At 37.7% G+C, this 21,559-nt stretch carries 22 protein-coding genes; 12 read left to right on the top strand and 10 right to left on the bottom strand.

Annotation, left to right across the window (positions count from 1 at the left end; all coding sequences use genetic code 11):
- Positions 1-4: 4 nt before the first annotated feature.
- The 4 genes from DRF59_RS14905 to pepT form a co-directional block, all read right to left on the bottom strand.
- On the bottom strand, positions 5-601 hold the full coding sequence (locus tag DRF59_RS14905) for a porin family protein (protein WP_115961779.1): 597 nt from the start codon (positions 599-601) through the stop codon (positions 5-7).
- A 156-nt stretch (positions 602-757) separates the two neighbouring features.
- Positions 758-994, bottom strand: coding sequence for a hypothetical protein (locus DRF59_RS14910; RefSeq protein ID WP_123873699.1), 237 nt, complete (start codon positions 992-994; stop codon positions 758-760).
- A 180-nt stretch (positions 995-1,174) separates the two neighbouring features.
- On the bottom strand, positions 1,175-1,741 hold the full coding sequence (locus DRF59_RS14915) for an energy transducer TonB (RefSeq protein WP_115961785.1): 567 nt from the start codon (positions 1,739-1,741) through the stop codon (positions 1,175-1,177).
- A gap of 5 nt (positions 1,742-1,746) precedes the next feature.
- Positions 1,747-2,994, bottom strand: a complete 1,248-nt coding sequence (pepT, locus tag DRF59_RS14920; RefSeq protein WP_115961935.1) for a peptidase T — start codon at positions 2,992-2,994, stop codon at positions 1,747-1,749.
- Positions 2,995-3,411: 417 nt separating this feature from the next.
- Between pepT and DRF59_RS14925 the strand changes: the two genes are divergently transcribed.
- Positions 3,412-4,260, top strand: coding sequence for a hydroxymethylglutaryl-CoA lyase (locus DRF59_RS14925; protein WP_115961788.1), 849 nt, complete (start codon positions 3,412-3,414; stop codon positions 4,258-4,260).
- Between the two features lie 137 nt (positions 4,261-4,397).
- Positions 4,398-5,234, top strand: a complete 837-nt coding sequence (locus DRF59_RS14930) for a sulfurtransferase (protein ID WP_115961791.1) — start codon at positions 4,398-4,400, stop codon at positions 5,232-5,234.
- A gap of 45 nt (positions 5,235-5,279) precedes the next feature.
- Here the strand turns inward: DRF59_RS14930 and DRF59_RS14935 are convergent, their stop codons facing one another.
- Complete coding sequence (locus DRF59_RS14935; RefSeq protein WP_115961794.1) at positions 5,280-5,606, bottom strand: SUF system Fe-S cluster assembly protein; 327 nt, start codon at positions 5,604-5,606, stop codon at positions 5,280-5,282.
- Positions 5,607-5,609: 3 nt separating this feature from the next.
- Entirely contained in the window at positions 5,610-6,311 is a 702-nt protein-coding gene (locus tag DRF59_RS14940) for a 3'-5' exonuclease (protein ID WP_115961797.1), read from the bottom strand.
- An 81-nt stretch (positions 6,312-6,392) separates the two neighbouring features.
- Here DRF59_RS14940 and DRF59_RS14945 point away from each other — a divergent pair, with 81 nt between their 5' ends.
- Positions 6,393-7,163 carry a DUF4382 domain-containing protein gene (locus DRF59_RS14945; protein WP_115961800.1) on the top strand — a complete coding sequence of 257 codons (771 nt, stop codon included), beginning with the start codon at positions 6,393-6,395 and terminating at the stop codon, positions 7,161-7,163.
- Between the two features lie 61 nt (positions 7,164-7,224).
- Here the strand turns inward: DRF59_RS14945 and DRF59_RS14950 are convergent, their stop codons facing one another.
- From DRF59_RS14950 to DRF59_RS14960, 3 genes are all read right to left on the bottom strand, one after another.
- On the bottom strand, positions 7,225-7,572 hold the full coding sequence (locus tag DRF59_RS14950; protein ID WP_115961803.1) for a tRNA-binding protein: 348 nt from the start codon (positions 7,570-7,572) through the stop codon (positions 7,225-7,227).
- Positions 7,569-8,078, bottom strand: coding sequence for a hypothetical protein (locus DRF59_RS14955; RefSeq protein WP_115961806.1), 510 nt, complete (start codon positions 8,076-8,078; stop codon positions 7,569-7,571). The genes DRF59_RS14950 and DRF59_RS14955 overlap by 4 nt, the downstream gene beginning before the upstream one ends.
- A gap of 78 nt (positions 8,079-8,156) precedes the next feature.
- Entirely contained in the window at positions 8,157-8,489 is a 333-nt protein-coding gene (locus DRF59_RS14960; RefSeq protein ID WP_115961809.1) for a winged helix-turn-helix transcriptional regulator, read from the bottom strand.
- Between the two features lie 118 nt (positions 8,490-8,607).
- Here DRF59_RS14960 and DRF59_RS14965 point away from each other — a divergent pair, with 118 nt between their 5' ends.
- Complete coding sequence (locus DRF59_RS14965) at positions 8,608-9,555, top strand: NADP-dependent oxidoreductase (protein ID WP_115961812.1); 948 nt, start codon at positions 8,608-8,610, stop codon at positions 9,553-9,555.
- A 101-nt stretch (positions 9,556-9,656) separates the two neighbouring features.
- Here DRF59_RS14965 and DRF59_RS14970 read toward each other — a convergent pair whose 3' ends face one another.
- Complete coding sequence (locus tag DRF59_RS14970; protein ID WP_115961815.1) at positions 9,657-10,481, bottom strand: universal stress protein; 825 nt, start codon at positions 10,479-10,481, stop codon at positions 9,657-9,659.
- Positions 10,482-10,706: 225 nt separating this feature from the next.
- Here DRF59_RS14970 and DRF59_RS14975 point away from each other — a divergent pair, with 225 nt between their 5' ends.
- The 8 genes from DRF59_RS14975 to DRF59_RS15010 all read left to right on the top strand — a co-directional run bounded on the left by DRF59_RS14975 (position 10,707) and on the right by DRF59_RS15010 (position 21,550).
- Positions 10,707-11,825 carry a sensor histidine kinase gene (locus DRF59_RS14975; RefSeq protein WP_115961817.1) on the top strand — a complete coding sequence of 373 codons (1,119 nt, stop codon included), beginning with the start codon at positions 10,707-10,709 and terminating at the stop codon, positions 11,823-11,825.
- Positions 11,822-12,586: a LytR/AlgR family response regulator transcription factor gene (locus DRF59_RS14980; RefSeq protein ID WP_115961820.1), complete on the top strand. Its 765-nt coding sequence runs from the start codon at positions 11,822-11,824 to the stop codon at positions 12,584-12,586. Before DRF59_RS14975 ends, DRF59_RS14980 begins: the two co-directional genes overlap by 4 nt.
- Positions 12,587-12,847: 261 nt before the next feature.
- On the top strand, positions 12,848-13,963 hold the full coding sequence (locus DRF59_RS14985) for an efflux RND transporter periplasmic adaptor subunit (RefSeq protein WP_115961823.1): 1,116 nt from the start codon (positions 12,848-12,850) through the stop codon (positions 13,961-13,963).
- Between the two features lie 25 nt (positions 13,964-13,988).
- Complete coding sequence (locus DRF59_RS14990; RefSeq protein WP_115961826.1) at positions 13,989-17,141, top strand: efflux RND transporter permease subunit; 3,153 nt, start codon at positions 13,989-13,991, stop codon at positions 17,139-17,141.
- A gap of 44 nt (positions 17,142-17,185) precedes the next feature.
- A complete protein-coding gene (locus DRF59_RS14995; RefSeq protein ID WP_115961829.1) occupies positions 17,186-18,601 on the top strand; it encodes an efflux transporter outer membrane subunit in 1,416 nt (471 codons plus the stop codon).
- 371 nt (positions 18,602-18,972) lie between these two features.
- Positions 18,973-19,554, top strand: a complete 582-nt coding sequence (locus tag DRF59_RS15000) for a DUF4840 domain-containing protein (RefSeq protein WP_115961938.1) — start codon at positions 18,973-18,975, stop codon at positions 19,552-19,554.
- Positions 19,555-19,650: 96 nt separating this feature from the next.
- Positions 19,651-20,214 (top strand): RNA polymerase sigma factor, encoded by a 564-nt coding sequence (locus DRF59_RS15005; protein ID WP_115961832.1) that lies wholly within the window; start codon positions 19,651-19,653, stop codon positions 20,212-20,214.
- On the top strand, positions 20,207-21,550 hold the full coding sequence (locus DRF59_RS15010; protein ID WP_115961835.1) for an outer membrane beta-barrel protein: 1,344 nt from the start codon (positions 20,207-20,209) through the stop codon (positions 21,548-21,550). Before DRF59_RS15005 ends, DRF59_RS15010 begins: the two co-directional genes overlap by 8 nt.
- Positions 21,551-21,559: the final 9 nt, after the last annotated feature.

The raw sequence follows: 21,559 nt of genomic DNA on the forward strand, positions 1-21,559 counted from the left end.
GTTTTTAGAATAAGAAATAACCTATTCCAAGGCTAAAGCTATGAGGTTTTGATTTAAAATCTTTGCTGATGTTTGAAAGCCCGGTTTCGTATCTCACATCTACAGTAAAGTTTTTATAATCTACACCTATACCGCCTGTTAATCCAATATTGGATTTGTCAAATTTTTTAAAGCCTTCCCGGAGGGCTTGTGAGGTAGACAGATTGTTTTTAAAGGCATAGCTGTAAACTCCTCCGGCGAATACTCTTACATTAAAATCATCCTTTTTTATAACCTTATATCCCATTACTACCGGAATATCGATAGCGTTCCACGTCAGTTTTGATGAGGTTCCGTCTTTTGCTTCGTAAGAAGTTTTTCTTTTGTTGAATAAGGCTTCTCCTTGTACATAAAGGCTTCCAATATCCATTCTCGTCATAATTCCTCCCTGATATCCGAATCCGTATTTCCCTTCCAATGAAGAAGATTCCGTTGAGGTTTTTGTAAAATTTGCCCCTCCTTTGATCCCGATATGGAAAGCAGGTGTTTGCTGTGCCTGAACATCTGTTGAACAGATAATACATAATAGCAGTGTGCTCAATGCTAAAAATTGTTGTTTCATAAATGAATTGCTGTTAAAATCTTGTGCAAAACAACAAAGCAGAAAGATGGAACAAAACTTTATTTGATGAATGGCAGGATTGTTTTGATAAATATCCTTTTTCAAAGGAGATGTTATAATAAAAAAATCGAAAGAAGCTCTTCCGATTTAAAATCACTAATAGGGTTGTTCCTCACAAGTAGTCGAGGGGATACATCCACCTCCGCCAGGAGTTCCTCCGCCTCCTACAGCGATACATTGGCCGGGGCTTCCATCTTCATACATTTCACAAGCTTTGCCGAAGGCACACTCACAGTCGCTCTGACAATTATAGAAGTCTCCTCCCATATGGCAGTTATTTCCGATTCCGTTGCCAAGAATTGAAGATAAGTCTTTTCTTAAAAGTTTTTTCATTGTTTTCATAGTACAATTTGATGTTTAAAGCTAATAGTTTGATAGGTCTGGAGTAAATATAATGAAAAAATAAATGAATGTATGCTAAGTGATTGTAAATAAATATAATGTTGCAGGTCAATAATCGATGGACTGTTGAGTTTAAAAAATAAACCTGCCGGATAGCAGGTTTATGGTAAATTATTTTTTAAATGTCAGCTGTAAAGGGAGAATGACTGTTGAAGAAACAGGCTTCCCTTTTTCCTCTGCCGGCCTCCATTTGCCTTTTTCTCTGATGCGGTAGAAGGCCGCTTCGATAAAAGCATTTACATCTTCATTATTTCCCTTTACCTGGGCATCCAGTGCGTTTCCTTTCGAGTCTACCACAAAGGACACTGTTGCTTTATAGGAATCTGAGACATAATTCAGAAAATCAAGATCTGTTGCTTCATATAAAAGTTTCTGAAAAGACGCCTTTCCCTGGTCGTATTCTGCATCTTTGGTAACCTTACCCTTCACGGGCGGATCTAATGCAATCAATTGTTTTTCCTCTGTGGAAATTTTATCTAATGCATTTTTATATGAAGTTATTTTGTCTTCCGTAAGAAGCCACTCCTGCTTAGTTCTTAAATCATTAGGCTTAGGATATTTTTTATACAGAGCCTTTTTCTTTCTGTCATATCGGGAGTCTGCTTTTTGAAATTCAGAAATCTGGGCACTGCCGAAAACAAAAATTAAAATAAACGCTAATGCGAAGAGCCTTTTCATTATTATTAAGCTTTTACAATATTAATAATTACTTCAGTTGCCTTTTCCATACTTTCCAGAGCCACATATTCATACGGACCGTGGAAATTGATGCCTCCTGCGAAAATATTCGGACAAGGCAGCCCCATATAAGAAAGCTGCGCCCCATCAGTTCCACCTCTGATTGCTTTGATCTTTGGCTCGATGCCTGCTTCTGTCATTGCTTTAGCAGCAAGATCCACGATATGCATTTTGCCTTCAAACTGCTGCTTCATATTTCTGTATTGTTCTTTGATTTCAACTTCAGCAGTTCCTTCACCATGTTTCTGGTTGAATTCGGAAACTTTCTCTTCCAGGAATTTTTTTCTGGCTTCAAATTTATCAGCATCATGATCCCGGATGATGTATTGGAGTTTAGCTTCAGAGATATCAGCTGTAATATCCATTAAATGATAGAACCCGTCAAAGCCTTTTGTAGTAGCAGGGGTTTCATTGGCAGGGAGCATTTGCGCGAATTCGGCAGCCAAAAGTGCCGCGTTGATCATTTTTCCGTAAGCATATCCGGGATGAACACTCAAACCGTGAATTTTAACAACAGCTCCTGCGGCATTGAAGTTTTCGTATTCAAGTTCTCCCACTTCTCCGCCGTCCATGGTATATGCCCACTCAGCACCGAATTTAGCAACATCAAATTTATGTGCTCCTCTTCCAATCTCTTCATCAGGAGTAAAGCCTACTGCAATTCTTCCATGTTTGATCTCCGGGTGTGCAATCAGGTACTCTGCTGCTGTTACAATTTCTGCACAACCTGCTTTATCATCAGCACCCAGAAGTGTATTCCCGTCAGTAGTAATTAAGGTCTGTCCGATATACTTTTTTAAACTTTCAAATTTTGAAGGCGATAAGGTGAACCCTGTAGCCTGGTTCAGCAGCAGATCATTCCCATCATAGTTTTTCCAAACCTGCGGTTTTACATTCTCACCACTGAAATCAGGTGAAGTATCATAATGTGAAATGAACCCGATTGTAGGCCTGTCATCATGCTCCAGGTTGGATGGAACATAACCCATAATATATCCGTTCTCATCTATTGAAACATCCTCAAGGCCGATTGTCTTTAGCTCTTCAGTGATATAATTGGCAATATCCCACTGCCTGGAAGTAGAAGGAGTGGCCTCGCTTTCTGCATCACTGGTTGAATATATTTTTACATAGCTGAGAAAACGGTTCAGCAATTTCTCTTTCCACAATGGATTGAATTCAATTGTACTCATCAGATTAATCATAAATTTCAACAAAGTTAGCAAATTTGCGGCTGAGAACACATTATTTGGAGCTGAATATCAGCAGTTGGTGTTTTATACAGAAATAGTTATTTGAATAGTATAGGCTTGGTCATTAAACCATCATATTTTAACCATACAGGAAAAAAACTGTCTATCCATAGAGATTTTTGATGTTTCAGATTTATGCTTATTATAATAATACCTGTATGTATGGGAATTATGAAGTTAAATTTTCTCACGCAAGTAATATTTTAATGGATGGAAGGCATTATCTGTGGGTGAATATCAGTTATTGAAATTTTAAATCAAAGATAAATGTTTGAAAATCAAAATAATGTTAGATTTGTATGTGACGGATATAAAATTGTTTAGTTTTATTATATTTGAGAAAATCAAAAAGTAAAAATGTTTCTTACCGAATGTCCTAGAGATGCCATGCAGGGATGGGGGGAGTTTATCCCTACCGAAAAAAAAATTGATTATATCAACTCCTTAATGGATGTTGGATTTGATGTATTGGATTGTCTGAGTTTTGTATCTCCTAAAGCAATTCCACAGATGGCTGATTCTGATGAAGTGGCTGAACATATTGATAAATCCCGCTCCAATACAAAAGTTTCTGCTATTATCGGAAATTACAGGGGAGCAGAAAAAGCATTAAAACATCAGTCTGTAGATATTCTTGGATTTCCTTTTTCCATTTCTGAGACATTTCAGCATAGGAATACCAACAAAAGCCAGGAAGAAGCTTTTGAGGAAATTATAAAAATGCTTGAACTGGTAAGAAGTGAAGGAAAACAACTGAATATTTACTTCTCTATGGCCTTTGGGAATCCATACGGGGAAATGTGGAAGTGGGAAGATGTGGATCAATGGGCACAACGGTTTTCAGAGATCGGTATCAAAGATATTCTTCTGTCTGATACAACAGGAGTGGCAACACCTGAAACCATAGCACTTTTATTTGAAAAAATACCATCAAAATATCCTGAGATCAATTTTGGCGGACATTTTCATAACCGTTATGAAGATTCCTACTCCAAATTAAAGGCAGCTTATGATAAGGGATGCAGAAGATTTGACAGTGCTATTAAGGGAATTGGCGGATGTCCTATGGCTAAAGATGATCTTGTGGGAAATATGCCAACCGAGCAGGTGATCAATTTTATGAGTGTAGAAAAGGCAGATCACAAACTGAATCTTTTAAATTTTGAAAGCTCCTATAATAAAGCGAAGGATATCTTTCATTTTTAAAAATGAGTAATAAGCCTTAGAAATATATCATACAGATTAACGGTTCTGTAAATTTACAGGAACAAAAATATAAAGCGGGTTCATCCCGCTTTAATATTCAATGAAATAGATTATTAGTATAACCTAAAAAAATAAGAATGTCTCCAATACTCTCATCAGCGGAATTAAAAAGTTTACCAACAGAAAATCTCATTATTCTTGATGCAAGAACGGGAAAAGAGGTGTATCAGAATTATCTTGAAAAACATATCAGGGGAGCAAAATTTATAGACCTGGATAAAGATCTCGCTGATATCGGAAAAGATGCAGCTTTTGGAGGGAGGCATCCGCTTCCTTCTATCGGGAGGTTTGCTGAAACTCTCTCGGACCTTGGGATTACTCAAGACTCACACATCGTGGTGTATGATGATAAAAACGGTTCAAATGCTGCAGCGAGAGCCTGGTGGATGTTAAGAGCATTTGGATTGGGAAAGGTACAGGTTCTTGATGGAGGAATGCAGGCTGCAGAAAAAAACGGGATAGAATTTTCTGCTGGAAAAGAATCTGCTGTAAAGACTCCTGTTATTAAAAAAGAACATTGGGATCTTCCGGTTTCGAGTCTCGAAAACGTTGAAAATGAATTGAAAAACAATAATTCTGTCGTAATTGATGTCAGAGATGCGTACCGTTACAGAGGAGAGTCAGAACCTATTGACCTGATAGCAGGGCATATTCCCGGCGCAATCAATATTCCTTTCTCTGAAAACCTTGATGAAGAAGGTAATTTCCTGAAGCCTGAAATCTTAAAGAAAAAATACAGTAAACTATTAGAAAACAAACCCGGACACCTGATTGTTCATTGTGGTTCCGGAGTTACAGCATGTCATACAATCCTGGCCCTGGATTATGCCGGTTTTGAGATTCCGGATCTGTATGTAGGCTCGTGGAGTGAATGGAGCAGAAGGGAAGGGAAAGAAATTGCAAAGGAAATCTAAAACATAAACCTCAGAATTTTCTGAGGTTTTATATTTTAAAAGCAATTAAAGCATTCCCAATTCAAATTTGGCTTCTTCGCTCATCATATCCTTATTCCAGCTTGGCTCGAAGGTAAGCTCTAAATCAACACTTTTTACATTTTCTACTTCTGCCACCTTGTCTTTTACCTCCTGAGGGAGTGTTTCTGCAACGGGGCAGTTGGGAGTAGTTAGTGTCATTACAATTTTTACGTCAGCGTCATCGGAGATCTGTACATCATAAACCAGCCCTAATTCGTAAATATCTACGGGGATCTCAGGGTCGTATACGGTTTTCAGTACTTTGATGATTTCCTCACCAATGTCAGCAATTTGATCGTCTGTAAATTTCATTTTTTAATCTAGATTGATATTCCTTTTCAACAAATCTTCCTGACGCATGCGCCGGAAAATATTTGCCAAAGTTAAGACATCTTTTTCACAATAGTCAACAATTCGCTGCAAGTCTTTTTCTATGTAGTAAATTGATGAAACCATTGAGCCGTCAATATCATCCTTGGGAGTAGGAATACCAAAGACATGCGCAAGCAATTCCAGGGAAACAAAACTTTTATAATCGCCGAATTTCCATAGTTCCATAGTATCCAGATGGGGAATCTCCCATGGCTTTTTTCCAAACATCTGGAAAGGAGAGGGAGGCTGCATGCCATTGATCAGATATCTTCTGGCAATCCATGGAAAATCAAATTCTTTTCCGTTATGTGCACATAAAATAACGTCACGAAGCCTTGGGCTGTTGAAAATCTCACCGAAGTCCTGAAGTATTTTTTTCTCATCATGACCTGAGAAACTTTTTATTTTTAAAGTTTCATTCTTTTCCAGCATCCCGATAGTGATACAGATAATTTTACCAAATTCTGCCATAATTCCGGCCCTCTCATAAAATTGTTCTGCAGAAACATCTTCTTTTCTCTGAAATTTGGTTTTTTTATCCCACAGATATTGTTCTGTTTCGGATAGCTCGTTCCAGGAGCCGGATTGTGGAACAGTTTCAATGTCAAGAAATAAGATTCTTTCCAATGGTATGTTTTGGATCATTTTTTGTTTTTTATCATGGAAATATATGACATAATAAACCAATTATCCAAAACGTTTTTATAATACATAAAATTAAACCTTATGAAGAAATTATTCGTTATAGGAAGCGGTATCTGCTTGTTATTTTTAGCATCATGTAATGATTCCGATGAAAAAGGTACTGCTACAGTGAATGTAAGGCTTACAGACGGCCCTGCTGCATATAATGCTGTTAATATTGATATTCAAAGAATTGAAATTAACAGTAATGGAGAATGGACAGCACTCAACTTTCCAAATCCCGGAGTTTATAATCTTCTTAATTTTAAAAATGGGACAGATGTAGTTCTGGGGCAGGCCATACTTCCCGAGGGAAATGTTTCTCAGATGAGAATGGTATTGGGTCCTAATAATAATGTGGTTGTAAACGGAGTCACTCATCCGCTGCAAACTCCATCGGCTCAACAGAGCGGGCTAAAATTTAACTGGCATCAGACTCTCGCAGCAAATGGAGCATATACGGTATGGATTGATTTCGATGCCGGAAGGTCTATTGTCACAACCGGAAATGGATCTTATATTCTGAAACCGGTAATTCGTACTTTCTCTGAACTGACCAACGGACAGATCAAAGGATATGTACAGCCACAGGCTGCACAGACTGTAGTTCATGCCATTACAGCAGCAGATACCCTTGCTACTGCTATTCCTAATCCGGATGGATTCTTTATGTTCTCCGGTCTTCCGCAAGGAAACTATACAGTTTCTTATGATGCAGACAACAGTACAGGGTATGCTGATGAAAATGTAAGCAATGTGTCAGTTACTTTTGGGCAGATCACTGATCTTGGGACCAAGACCTTACACCAATAATCAATCAGAACAAGCTATTAAACCTTATAGGTTACTGCCTGTAAGGTTTTTTAATTAGGAGTTATCCTACCTGCATTCCGTTCTTTGTCGGTAATGAAGGAGTTAAAAGGGTGACGTCTTTTTTATCTTCACCGTATAATCCCAACACCAGGCATTCACTGAAAAAATTGGCAATCTGTTTTTTGGGAAAGTTAACCACCGCTAAAATTTGCTTTCCAATCAGTTCCTCTTTTGAGTATAATGAAGTAATCTGTGCAGAGGATTTTCTGATTCCTAAATCTCCAAAATCTATTTCCAGCTGGTAAGATGGGTTTCTTGCTTTTTCAAAGTCATTCACTGAAATGATGGTTCCGCATCGGATGTCTATTTTTTCAAAATCTGCCCAAGTGATATCTGGCTTTACGGTCATAATAATTCGTTAATTAAATGTTCTACTTCTGCTCTCTGTTCTGCATATTTTTGTTGGAGCTCTGAGCCTTCGCCCATTCTTTTGTAGTATTCAAGAGCTTTCCCTCCAAAAAATTTTTTATGAAAATCGGAAACTTCAGGCACCTGTGGAAAAACTTTATGGAAAAGCATTTCATAATACGCCTGGAATTCTCTCTCGTTTTTGTCTTCTATGACCTGTCCCGGAGCTTTTTGTCTTACATGAAGCATTTCATGGGCGATCATATTGAGTACAAGGTTCAGGTCAAAATCAAATAAATTTCTTGGGATCATTACTGTTTGAGGCCCTCCCAGCTCTCCTTCTGCTGTAAGAAGCATTGATGTAGGAGAAAGCTCTTCCCTGAAACCAAATCCTGCAAAGTTTTCATGCTCCAGATCAAAGGAATGGATCAGATATTTTGCTGCATCCAATATTTGATTATGCTTTTTATAAGCATTAAGGTGTAGATTAACCTGCTCGAAATTCATCTGAAATATATTGTTTTATAACAAATGTATTAAAATAATAGAATTTTCATATCGTTTGGAAACAGATTCAGAACCTTATTACCTTTCTTTTTCAATCTGTTTTTCTCCCCACTGTTTTAAATAGGTGATAAATGGAATAAGTTCATTGCCGGTTTCCGTTAAAGAATATTCCACCTTTGGAGGAACCTCATGGTATACCTTCCGGTGGACCAGGGCATCATCTTCAAGTTCCCGTACAGTCTGGGTAAGCATTTTAGGGGTAATATCAGATAATGCTTTTCGCAATTCACCATACCTCATAACAGAATTCATATGCAGATACCATAAAATCCGACCTTTATATTTTCCACCAATCCGCTTAAAAGCATAGTCAACAGGACATGACGGTTCATTGGATATAAATTTTTTCATTTTTAATAAATTGATAATCAATAATAGTATAAATTAAGTATGTAGCGTACAAAAAAGTACATACTTGCAGCAAATATACGTTCAGGCTACATTTGCCATACAATTTTAAAAGAAAAAAATGAAAGCTGTAATTTTAAATGAAGCCGGAGGTGTTGAAAACCTTCAGTTTACAGAAATAGAAAAACCAATGATCAGTGATAATGAAGTTTTGGTAAAAGTAATTTCCATAAGCATTAATCCTGTTGATGTAAAAGCAAGAGGGTATGAAGGTGTTTTAAACTGGATTTTTGAAGATAAACGCCCTGTAATTTTAGGATGGGATATTTCGGGAGAAGTAATAGAAACAGGAAAAAACGTAACTGAGTTTAAAACTGGGGATGAAGTTTTTGGGATGGTCAACTTTTTTGGAAACGGAAAAGCTTATGCGGAATATGTTGCTGCTCCTGCCGCTCATTTAGCATTAAAACCTGAAAATACGACCCACCAGCAAGCTGCAGCCGCGGCAATGGCAGCTTCTACAGCGTATCAGGCATTGGTACATGTAGCTAAGATCAAACAGGGAGATAAAGTGCTGATCCATGCAGCTTCAGGAGGAGTGGGGCACATGGCTGTACAGATCGCCAAACATTTCGGTGCATATGTGATAGGAGTATCCTCCGCAAAAAACAGAAATTTTGTATTGTCATCAGGCGCAGATGAACATATTGATTATACTACTGAAAACTTCAGAGATAAACTTCAGAATATAGATGTAGTGATAGATACTATTCAGGGTGAAACTTTACAGGATTCTGTAGATGTTGTACGTCAGCATGGTATTATTGTAACGCTTCCTTCTCCTGAGATTCCTGAGGAAGTAAAAACAAAAGCAGAGCAGAAAAAGGTAAATATTGAGTTTATGATGGTTGAATCTCAGACCAAAACAATAAGAGAAATTTCAGATTTACTTAAGAAAACTATCCTTAAACCGGCTGTTTACAAGACATTTTCTTTCGAAGATATCAGGAATGCACATCTGGAAGTGGAGACCAACCATGTTGTTGGGAAAGTAATAGTGAATATTTAAAAAACAAGGCCGGAAATTATTTCCGGCCTTGTTAACAAGATTAAGTGTAATTTGTCCTTAAGGGAAAGGATCATTTAATGTTTGCAGATTTTTATTGAAACTTAATCTAAATTTAAGGGAATTGATAACAATGGAACTTTATTTTTATAAGCCATAATGGCCGTCTTGCTACGGTGGAAAAGAGATTCCACAAAATTGTATTTATAGGGGATCATAGTCAGCAGATCGGAATTGGTAATCTTTACTTCTTCCTCAATCGCTTTTATTACCTCAATGGACTGAATTATTTTAAAACTGTATTTAAGATCATCGAGGTTATGACCTGAATTGAGATCAGTATCATGAACAACCTCCGTGAAATCTTCCAGTCTTTCACTGACATTGAATACCTCAATTTCAGCATTGAAGTCTTTAATAAAAGAGTATATATCATCCATGGCGGTCCAGGTCATATTTCTATGAGTGTCGTATGCAAAAAGAATTTTCCTGATCCCTGTATATTCTATATGAGACGGGATAATTAGTATAGGTTTTTTTATTCTGTGAATGGCCTTTACAACCGTATTTCCTAAAAGTCTTTGTTCAAGGGTCTTTTCTCCCATTCCCATAACAATGAAATCCCCTTTTACGGCTTGTATGCAATTATTGAGTTCTTCAATAAAATTGCCCGAAGCCAGGTAATGTCCTGTTTTTATGGTGTAGAGTCTTCCAATTTCTGTGGCTTTATCGGAGATTTTTTTTTGATTTTTAAGCGTTTGCTCATAAAAAAAATCTGCAGAAACCTGGGCATTTAAGGCATGAATGGAAATACTTTGTAAGTTGAACAGGATTACTTTATACTTATTTTCTTTAGCCATTGAAGCAGCATAATGGGTTGCATTTTCAGCTTCCTGGGAAAAATCTGTGCAAATAATTATTGTTTTCATTGTTCCGGAATTGATAATATAAAATTAAGACAGAAAAAGATAGTAATTATTAAAAAAATACTGACATAGCATAAAATGGCGTTGAAATGTATTTTTAAGGAGATGAAACGTTCCTTCATTTTAGAGCTCTGATTTAACACTTCAGAGACCGTTTTGGCAGTCTCATTGAAAATAGAAGAAATTCCTGTAAATCTATTTCTATCTTTACATTTGCAAAGACCCGATATGAATAAGATTTCCAACATCAGAAAAAAGATAGCGCGGAGTAAAAAAATTCTTTCTGCAATGAAAAGAAGGCTGGTTATCTGGACGGTAGCCATTATTACGTTTTGTGTTTTTTCTTATCTGATTGATCCGTTTGATCCGGTCTGGGAAGGATATCTGGAGACTCCGTTAAAAACAATTATTGAAGATCTTTTGTGGGTATTCTTCTTTTCAGTGATTATTTCAGAGGTTAGCATATTCATTGACCGGATCCTTAATCGATTGCTTCCCTGGAAAAACAGAACCGTAAAACGATTATTGATCCAGGGCAGCCTTCAGGTGGTAGGAAGCATACTTATTGTAATTATTGTTAATTTCATTATTGACAACACTTCAGATAGTATACCTGATATGGATGCACGTAAGGAATATACATTGCTGGGGCAATGGGTGGCAACAAATATTGTAATATCGTTGGTTATCAGTGCATTTAATACCGTGGATTATCTGCTTGAGAACTGGAAGAAAACAGCTGTTGAAGCTGCCCAGCATAAATTACGGGCATCTAAGCATAAGCAGGCTGCAATGACAGCTGAACTCCAGGCTCTTAAATTACAGATTGATCCGCATTTTATATTTAATAACCTGAGTGTATTATCCGAGCTCATTCTTGAAGATCAGCAGCTTGGCTATGAATATTCAGAAAAATTTGCAAGAGTATACCGGTATCTTCTTGTCAATTCTAAAAAAGACATCATTGTTCTGGAAGAAGAGCTGAGGTTTTTAGACTCCTACATTTTTTTAATTGAAAAAAGAATTGGAAGGGGTGTTGTATTTAAAATTGATATCGATGAAGAATACAGAACAATGTATACCCTCCCTTTGTCTCTGCAATTGCTCGTTGAAAATGCGATTAAGCATAACCAGACCTCAAAGGCAAATCCTCTGGAAATACATGTTTATACAAGTTCTGATGAAGAGCTGGTTGTTTCCAACACATTTCTGCCGCTGATTAATAAACCGGATTCTTCAGGGGTGGGGCTTACCAATGTTATTGCCAGATATGAGATTTTGGGATATACAAAGCCAATAATAGAAAAGACTGAAAATAAATTCATTGTAAAACTTCCGTTAATATGAAGATTAATAAAATTTTAATAATTGAAGATGAAAAACCCAATGCAGACCGGCTAAAAAGATTGTTGCTGAAATTAAGACCTCATATGGAAATATTATCTGTGGAGGATTCTATTATTTCAGCTGTGAACTGGCTTGAAAACAATGTTGTTCCGGATATAATTATGATGGATGTGCGTCTGGCAGATGGTTTAAGCTTTGAAATATTTAATAAATTCGATATCAGAAGCCCTGTAATTTTCACTACCGCCTATGATGAATATGCGGTACAGGCATTCAAATACAACAGTATAGATTATCTTCTCAAACCTATAGAAGAGGAAGAGCTTGATCAGGCATTAAGACGTTATGAAACATTCATTGAAACGGCTCCTTTTATAGGAACAGCCATAGAAGGATTGCTGAATTATATGCAGCCGAAAAATTACAGAAAACGTTTCCTTATCCCTCACCGGGATGGATATAAAACAGTTATGGCAGAGGATATTTTATATTTTTATACTGAATTTGGGGGCAGTAAGGCCATGCTGACCACGGGTATTGTGGAAAATATCCCTCAGACACTGGAAGAGCTCGAAAAACAAATGGATCCGAAGTTCTTTTTCAGAGCTAACAGACAATTTATTATTCATATAGATTCAGTAAAACAGATTTTTAATCATTTTAACGGTAAGCTGAAACTTGAGTTGAGAAAGCATCCTGATATGGAAGTGATTATAAGCAGAGAAAAATCTTCTGTTTTTAAATCATGGCTGGATTATTAAGTTCCTGATTCATTCTATTTATTGATTCTGACAGATCTTTACAACTGTAAAGATAGAAACAGAATCTCCGGTGATTGCTGCCTTTTGAAATATTAAAAGGCAGATTTGTTTATGATTGCGGAGATGCGGAAATATTTCCTTTTCTTTTCATTTTTCTTATCATACGGTTCATCTGCGATTAACTACACTTCATCTGATTTCTAAGCGGGCCTCCTTATGATATGGTTTTATTTTGCCCAGTAAAATTTAAAAACCAATGTTATGAATTACAGAAAAGGATATCTGGCACTTTCACTCACCGCAGCAGTATTGTATTCATGCGGCTCTGGTAACAGCCAGGAGAATACTCCCCAGGTTCAGGCATTACCTACAGACTTTATCCGGGTGGAGACAGGAAATGAAGATGTTTCTACGGGATATCCCGGAAGTATAGAAGGACAGGATAATGTAGAAATTAAAACCCAGGTTACAGGATATCTGCAGGCTGTTTATGTGAAAGAAGGTCAATATGTTAATAAAGGACAAACATTGTTCAGGATCAGCCCATCCGTATATAATGAACAGGTTAATATGAACAAAGCGGCCTTAAAGTCTGCTTTGGCGGCGCAGGAAACCGCGAGACTGGAAGTTGAAAAACTGAAACCGCTTGTAGAAGGTAAAGTAGTTTCCGATATGCAGCTGAAAACAGCTCAGGCTAGTTATAAAGCTGCTTCTGCGCAGGTAGCACAGGCTCAGTCATCGTTAGGCTCATCAAAAATTAATGCTGATTTTACTCAAATTAAGGCTCCGGTAAGTGGGTATATTGGCAGGATCCCGAACCGTGTAGGGAACCTCATCAGTCCGTCAGACCAGTCTCCGCTAACCACACTTTCTGATATCACCCGTGTAAACGTTTATTTTTCTATGAATGAAGCTGACTTTATAGCCTACAGCAGAGCTGCAGCTTCAGAACAAAATCCTGAAAATGTTGAACTCATTTTGGCCGACGGTTCCACCTATTCTTATAAAGGAAAACTGGAAAATGCCAGTGGAAATTTTGACAGAAATACGGGGAGTATTCAGATGAAAGCTGTTTTTCAGAATCCCGAAAAATTATTGAGAGCGGGAGGAACGGGTAGAGTCATGATATACAATGCCCTGAATGGAGTCATCAAACTTCCGAAAACAGCAGTAAAAGATATCCAGGATAAATTCTTTGTCTATAAGCTGGAAGGTAAGGATAAAGTAAAAATGTCCCAGATTGAAATTTCAGGAAGTACTTCTCAGGATTACTTTGTGAAAAAAGGGGTGAACCCAGGAGACAAAATAGCAGTAAACAGGATTGATGTTCTTACTGATGGGGCTCCGGTAGCTGCGAAAATCACTCCTTCAAAATAGTATATCATCATTTAGAACGTTTGAAATGTTAAAAAAAATAATTGACCGTCCGGTACTCGCGACGGTAATATCCCTCATCATCGTGATATTGGGGATCATTGGATTAAATCAGCTGGCAGTAACCAGATTTCCGGATATTTCTCCGCCCACAATTACTGTTTCAGGTTCTTATCCGGGAGGGAACAGTGAAACGGTGATTCGTTCCGTGGTAACACCATTGGAAGAACAGATTAACGGGGTGGAAGACATGCAGTACATGAAATCCACAGCCAGTAATGACGGAACATTTACGATTTCCATCATTTTTAAGCAGGGTGTAAATCCGGATCAGGCTGCTGTAAATGTACAGAACAGGGTACAGCAGGCTACTCCCATACTTCCCCAAGAAGTAATAAGAATGGGATTAACGACATCAAAGCAGCAAAATAGCATGGTGCTGATTTTTAACCTGTATACAGAAGACAACCAGAAGTATGACGAAACATTTCTGCAGAATTATGCAAATATTAATCTTATTCCTCAGGTTAAAAGAGTAAAAGGAGTAGGGCAGGCTCAGATTTTCGGGATTAAGGATTATTCAATGAGAATATGGCTGAATCCACAGAAAATGTCATCGTATGGACTGGAGCCTTCTGATATTTCCAGTGCCATTGCCGATCACAGTCTGGAATCTGCACCGGGTAAATTGGGTGAAGAATCCAATGCAGCCCTGGAATATGTCATCCGGTACAAAGGAAAAAAGAATAAACCTGAAGAGTATGAAAATATCATTGTTAAAAATGATGGAACCAGTGTGGTTAGACTAAAAGATGTAGCCCGTGTAGAATTCGGATCTATTTCTAATAGTGGGGATAACCTTTCCAATGGGAAAAATGCAGTTACCGTAGCAATCATGCAGACGACAGGATCGAATGCCAATGAAATTGAGATAGGAGTTAATAAAGCAATTGAGCAATTGTCGAAATCATTCCCGCCAGGTATAAAATATACCAAGGTGATGAGTACAAAAGAAAGACTGGATGAGGCCACAGGACAGGTAAAGTCTACTTTGATTGAAGCTTTTATTCTTGTATTTATTGTGGTGTTTATTTTCCTTCAGGACTTCAGATCTACAATTATTCCGGCTATTGCAGTTCCGGTAGCTATTATCGGAACTTTCTTCTTTCTTTTGGTATTGGGGTTTACCATTAATGTATTAACACTTTTTGCCCTTGTACTGGCGATCGGTATTGTGGTGGATGATGCTATTGTTGTTGTAGAAGCGGTTCATAGTAATATGGAGGGAACCGAACTTTCAGGGAGAGATGCTACTCATAAAGCCATGAGCGAAATTACCGGTGCTGTAATTTCCATTACCCTGGTGATGTCTGCAGTATTTATTCCGATAGGATTTATGTCAGGTTCAGCAGGATTGTTCTATAAGCAGTTTGCTTACACCCTGGCCATTGCCATTATCATTTCTGCAGTAAATGCACTTACGCTAACACCAGCTTTATGTGCTGTATTCCTGAAAAACAATCATGCGGACGAAGATGGAAAACAAAAAGGATTCGGGAAAAGATTTGCTGTTGCATTTAATGCAGGATTCAATAATATAACCAATCGTTATGCAAAAGGAGTACGGTTTCTGATAGGGCGTAAGTGGATTGCAACAGGTCTGATAGCCGGGATTATAGGATTAGCTGCATGGCTGTTGACGATAACTCCTAAGAGTTTTGTGCCTATGGAAGATGATGGTTTCTTTATCTATTCCCTAAGCATGCCTCCGGGAACCGGACTGACAAAAACAACGGAAGTATCAGATAAGATCAATACGATTTTAAAAAGTATTGATGCCGTTCAGGAAAATACTTCCATTACAGGATATAATCTTTTAAGCAATAGCGCAGGGCCTGCCTATGCAATGGGATTTGTAAAACTGAAACCCAAAAAAGAAAGAGGAAAGGTTCAGGATATTGATGAAATCATGAATATTGTAAATGGGAAACTTGCTGTCATTAAAGAAGGAACTGTGATGAGTTTCAGAATGCCTCCGGTAGAAGGATATGGAGTAACCAATGATGCGGAAATTGTACTGCAGGACCGTATGGGCAGGGACCCACAGGTTCTTAAAACAAAGGCGGATGATGTGATCGGACAATTAATGCAGGTGCCGGAAGTAGCATATGCGTATACCATGTTCAGAGCAGATTACCCTCAGCTGGAACTTGAAGTAAATGAAGATAAAGCTAAACAGCTGGGCGTGAGTATTTCTAATCTGCTCGGAACAGTACAGACCTATTTTTCAGGAGACCAGTCCCAGAATTTCTCAAGGTTTGGAAAGTTTTATAGAGTGAATATAAAGGCAGATGGAGTTTTCAGAATGGATGAGAAGGCATTCAATGATATTTTTGTTAAGAATAATACTGGAGAAATGGTTCCGGTAAATACATTGGTTACCTTGAAAAAAGTATATGGGCCAGAGTCTGTAAACCGGTATAACCTTTATAATTCATTGAATATTAATGTGGTTCCTAAGCCGGGGATCAGTAACGGAGAGCTGATGGACAAGATAGAAACTACACTGAACAAGCTTCCTTCTGATTATAGTTACGAATGGACGGGATTAAGCCTGGAAGAAAAGTCAGCAGGAAACCAAACCATAGTAATTTTGGGGCTGTGTTTACTGTTTGTTTATCTTCTTCTTGCTGCACAATATGAAAGCTATATTCTCCCACTGGCTGTAATGCTTTCAATACCAACAGGAGTTGTGGGGGCGTTTCTGGGAATTAAAGCAATAGGATTTGATAACAATATCTATGTACAGGTAGGGCTCATCATGCTTATCGGATTACTGGCGAAGAATGCAATTCTTATTGTAGAATTTGCCATACAAAGGCGTAAAGCAGGGCTTTCAATTCTTGATTCTGCACTGGAAGGGGCTAAAGCACGGTTACGTCCGATTATTATGACCTCATTGGCTTTTATAGTAGGGATGATTCCATTGATGGTTTCTACCGGAGGAATGGCGTCCGGGAATAAGTCAATCAGTGTAAGTGCAGCAATAGGGATGTTAAGTGGAGTTGTGCTGGGGGTTTTTGTGATTCCTGTACTGTATATGGCATTTCAGTATCTGGATGAGAAATTTTCAGCCGGAAAGAAATATGTTGCCACTGAAGTCTCTGTAGCTCAGGAATAATCGGATTATAGAGAATAAATAGAAAATCTGAAAATAACGATAAAATGAAAATATTTAATATAAAGGATTTCCTTATTTCAGGTGCAATCATATCAGCTTTGGTGTCCTGCAACGTGGGAAAACCCTATACAAGGACTGATTTGCAGTTACCTGAACGTTACAAAGAAGTTGCTCAGGTAACAGGAGATACGGTAGTACTTCCCTGGAAAACCTTTTTTAAGGATTCTAAACTGATTGGTTTGATAAATAAAGCACTGACCAGGAATAATGAAGTGAAAGTAGCACTGAAGAATATGGAGCAGCTTGACCTTGTGTATAAGCAGGCTAAGTTATCTCTGATGCCAACATTGGATTTCAATGCCGGAGCGAACAGAAGCTGGGCCTCTAAAAACAGTCTTAACGGATCCCTTAATGAACAGTTTCTTGGCACGAAATATATAGATGATTTTAACGCAACTCTCAGACTTTCCTGGGAAGTAGATATCTGGGGAAAATCCAAAATGCAGAAAGAAGCTGCTGCTGCGGAATATTTTGCCCAAAAGGAAAATTTACATGCAATAAAAAGCAGGATTGTGGTTCAGGTAGCGCAGGCTTATTATAATTTAATAGCTCTGGACGAACAGCTAAAGATTGCAGAGCAAAATATAGAATTAAGTAACAGTACGCTGAAGATGATGGAACTTCAGTTTAAGGCGGGACAAATTAATTCATTAGCAGTTCAGCAATCAGAAGCACAGAAGAAAACGGCTGAATTACTGATTCCTCTTGCGAAACAAAATATTTCTATTCAGGAGAATGCATTGAGTATTCTTTGTGGGGAGTATCCTGATACTGTAGAAAGAACAGGCAATCTGCAGACGATGATTCCGGATAATAAACTATCAGATGGGCTGCCTGCCCAATTGCTAAGCAGAAGGCCGGATATAAAGGCTGCAGAACTTAATGTTGTCAGCCTCAATTCGAAAACAGGACTGGCAAAAGCAGTTATGTATCCCAGTATCAGTTTATCGCCGCAAATAGGACTGAACTCTAATAAGTTTAATACCTGGTTCGATATTCCGGGATCTGTTACTAAAGCCATTGCTGCTAACCTTGCTGCTCCTGTTTTTCAGAAGAAAGAATTGAGAACCGCCTATGAAACAGCACTAATAGAACAGGAAAAAGCAGCAGTACAATTTAAGCAGTCAGTCATGACAGCTGTAGGAGAAGTTTCTGATGCAATGGCAAAATCCAAAGGGTCAACAGAAAGGTTACAACTTCTTGGACAGAGAACAAACATTTTGGATAAAGGAATTGATGATGCCCTCAAGCTATATAAAAGCGGAATGGCAACCTATCTGGAAGTGATCACTGCTCAGAATAATAAACTTCAGAATGACCTTGAAACAATTAATGTGACTCTTGAAAAATTAAATGCTGAGGTGGAATTGTATCGGGCATTAGGAGGAGGAGTAGAATAAAAATAAAAAAGAGGCTGCACATTGCAGCTTCTTTCATTTACAAAATATTGATATGATTTAAAATTAAATAGTTTTCCTCTATCTGGCCTGATTTATCCACCGGCAAATGTAGGACATGGCTGACGGTATGTACAATACATAAAAATCATGTTTTTTCTTTACCTGAAATCCGGTATGTTTCTGATCAGATTTTTATACATGGTCATTTTTTTGAAAAATAAAACTCATACAGATACATATTTTATTGCTTAAAATCAATTGTTTATGAAAATGATTGATTTTTTTATAAAAAGCCATGCAAGATTTTTATAAAACAGGATTTATATAATGAGTACTCGAATTAATTAATGTTTAATGTAAAAAATAATGTAATGAAGAAATTTACAGTACCAAGAATTTTTATGACTGTTTTAGTTGTATTGGCAGGCCTTACCCTGTTTTCATGCCTTAATGATGACGGACCGGATATACCACCGGTAAAGCTGGAAGATGTTAAAGGAAATTATAAAGGAAGACTCATCACGATCCAGGGTAATTATAAGAAAGAGAAAATCATAGATTTTAAAGTAAAACAGGATACCATGCAGTTTGATGAATTTCCAATCAAAGAAATTGTGGAGTCTGTTGTAAAAGACCCTGAAAAAGCAGAAGCAGCGTTGAAACAAATGGCGAAAGTGAAATATAATCTTGATTATAAAGCAACGGTTAACGCGGAAAATAATGTATTGGAGCTGGCTTTTACTCCTAAAGTACTGGAGCTTAAAATTCCGGTAGACGGGATAAATAAAAATACCACAGTTTTGCTGGCCGCCAAGCAAAAAGGCTTTTTTGTAGGAATGGATCATTCATTGAGATTTGCTATAGTGGCAGAAAAGATTACAGTAGACGGGGCTGTTCTTGAACCTTATGAAACAATTAATTATAATTTTCCATTCTGTGTAAAGACTAATTAGTAGAGAAATTGTCATAAATGGATTGCATCTGATCAAATGCAATCTATTTTTGTAGAGAAAATTTAATCAATATTCAATCGGATACGATAACTGTACATGGATGAAAGTAAAGAACAGATTTTGGTAAAGCGCCTTCTGATGAAGGAGGAGGCAGCCTGGAAAGAGCTTTTCGGAGCCTATTCCGGAAATCTGTCCTATGTATGCTCCCGTTATATGACCGAAAAAGAAGATGTTCATGATGTACTTCAGAACAGTTTTATTAAAATGTTTCGTTCGATAGATTCTTTTGAGTACCGTGGAAAAGGATCGTTGAAGGCATGGATGACAAGAATCACAGTGAATGAATCATTGAAGCACATAAAAAAAAGAACAGACTTTACAGTAGTTGAGGTGAATGAACTACCCGACTTTCCTGATGAAGACGATCCGGATTTCGAGGAAATTCCCAAAGATGTTATTATGGAGATGATCAGAGCTCTTCCGGATGGCTATAGGACCGTTTTTAACTTGTATGTATTTGAGAAAAAAAGCCATAAAGAAATCTCAGGGCTTTTAGGTATTGCAGAAAATTCTTCTGCTTCACAGTTTCATCGGGCAAAAGGACTGCTTGCCCAGAAGATAAACGAATTTAAAATGTCAAAAAAAGCACAATATGAATAATGAATGGTTAAATAAACTGCGTAGCAGAATGGAAGACCATGAAGAGGATGTTCCGGAGGGGTTGTGGGATGACATCAGAGAAGATCTGTTTTCTGAAGAAGAGACAGATAAGTTCATTGCAGGAGCTGCTTCTCAGGAACGGAATGTTATGAAAGGCCCAGGGAAAAGTAATGATCACCTGTTATATCGTATTGGAGGCCTTGCAGCAGCTGTTGCGGTATTATTATTTTTTCTGATGAGAATTCTTCCTCAGGATAAAAAAGATAATATCATATCATTGAATTCATCGGGAGCTAAAAAAGATAACAGAAAAAATCCGGTTATTCAGAAAGAGCAGTTCACTGAAGAAAAATTCGATTCGGGAAGCTTAATGGTAAAAGAGCAAGGCAAAGATGTTTTAAAAGAAAAAAATACTACGGATTCACCAGTTGACAGAGTTGGGTTTAATGAACTATTTATTGAAAGGGTTTTTAAAGGGCAGAAAACAGCAGGAATAATCCCACAGGACCTTCAGATTGCTCAGGGATTATTTCAGCTTAAGGATCCGGTAATTGTTCCGGAAAAGGGTGCCAATGATATTCTTTTTAAACAGGAAGATGATGAAGATAAGTTTGCGGATAACACAAAGAATCCGGCAAAAAAGCCCTGGATGTTAAGTATGCTTACAGGAAATGCATCCTCAAATGCCGAACAACAATTTCCCGGTTATGTTTCAATGAATGGAAAGCCGATGGGAGTGGAAGAAGTATGGAGCACATCCACTTACGAAGATAATCCTCTAACGGCAGTACTGCTAGCCAACCAGAGCCAGCAGGTGGAAGCCAGGATAAGACATAAAGTTCCGGTTACGTTCGGATTATCTGTTTATCGAAGCCTGGGTAAAAGATGGGGAATAGGTACAGGATTGAATTATACGAAACTGACCTCAGAGCTGCATTCCGGAAGTGATAATAACTATATAAAAGGAGAGCAGTCTGTTCATTATATAGGAGTTCCTGTACAGATCAATTATAATGTTATTCAGAAAGGACGGGTTACCGGATATATTACCGGAGGAGCGTTAGTAGAAAAACCTGTTTCAGGCAGTCTTACGACTACATATGTGGTAAATGATCAGATAAAGGAAACTTCAAAAGAGAAGCTGGAAAATAAATCTGTACAGCTTTCGGTAAATACAGGAGTTGGGGTCCAGCTGAAAGTCATTGATAAGTTTGGGATTTATGCAGAACCCGGTATTGGGTATCATTTTAAGGCTAATAACGACCTTAATACGGTCTATAAGGAAAAACCACTTCAGTTCAACATAAAATTTGGTATCAGGTTACTGCTTGACTGATATAGCTGT

The organism is Chryseobacterium flavum (assembly GCF_003385595.1).
GTDB classification, from domain to species: Bacteria; Bacteroidota; Bacteroidia; order Flavobacteriales; family Weeksellaceae; genus Chryseobacterium; species Chryseobacterium flavum.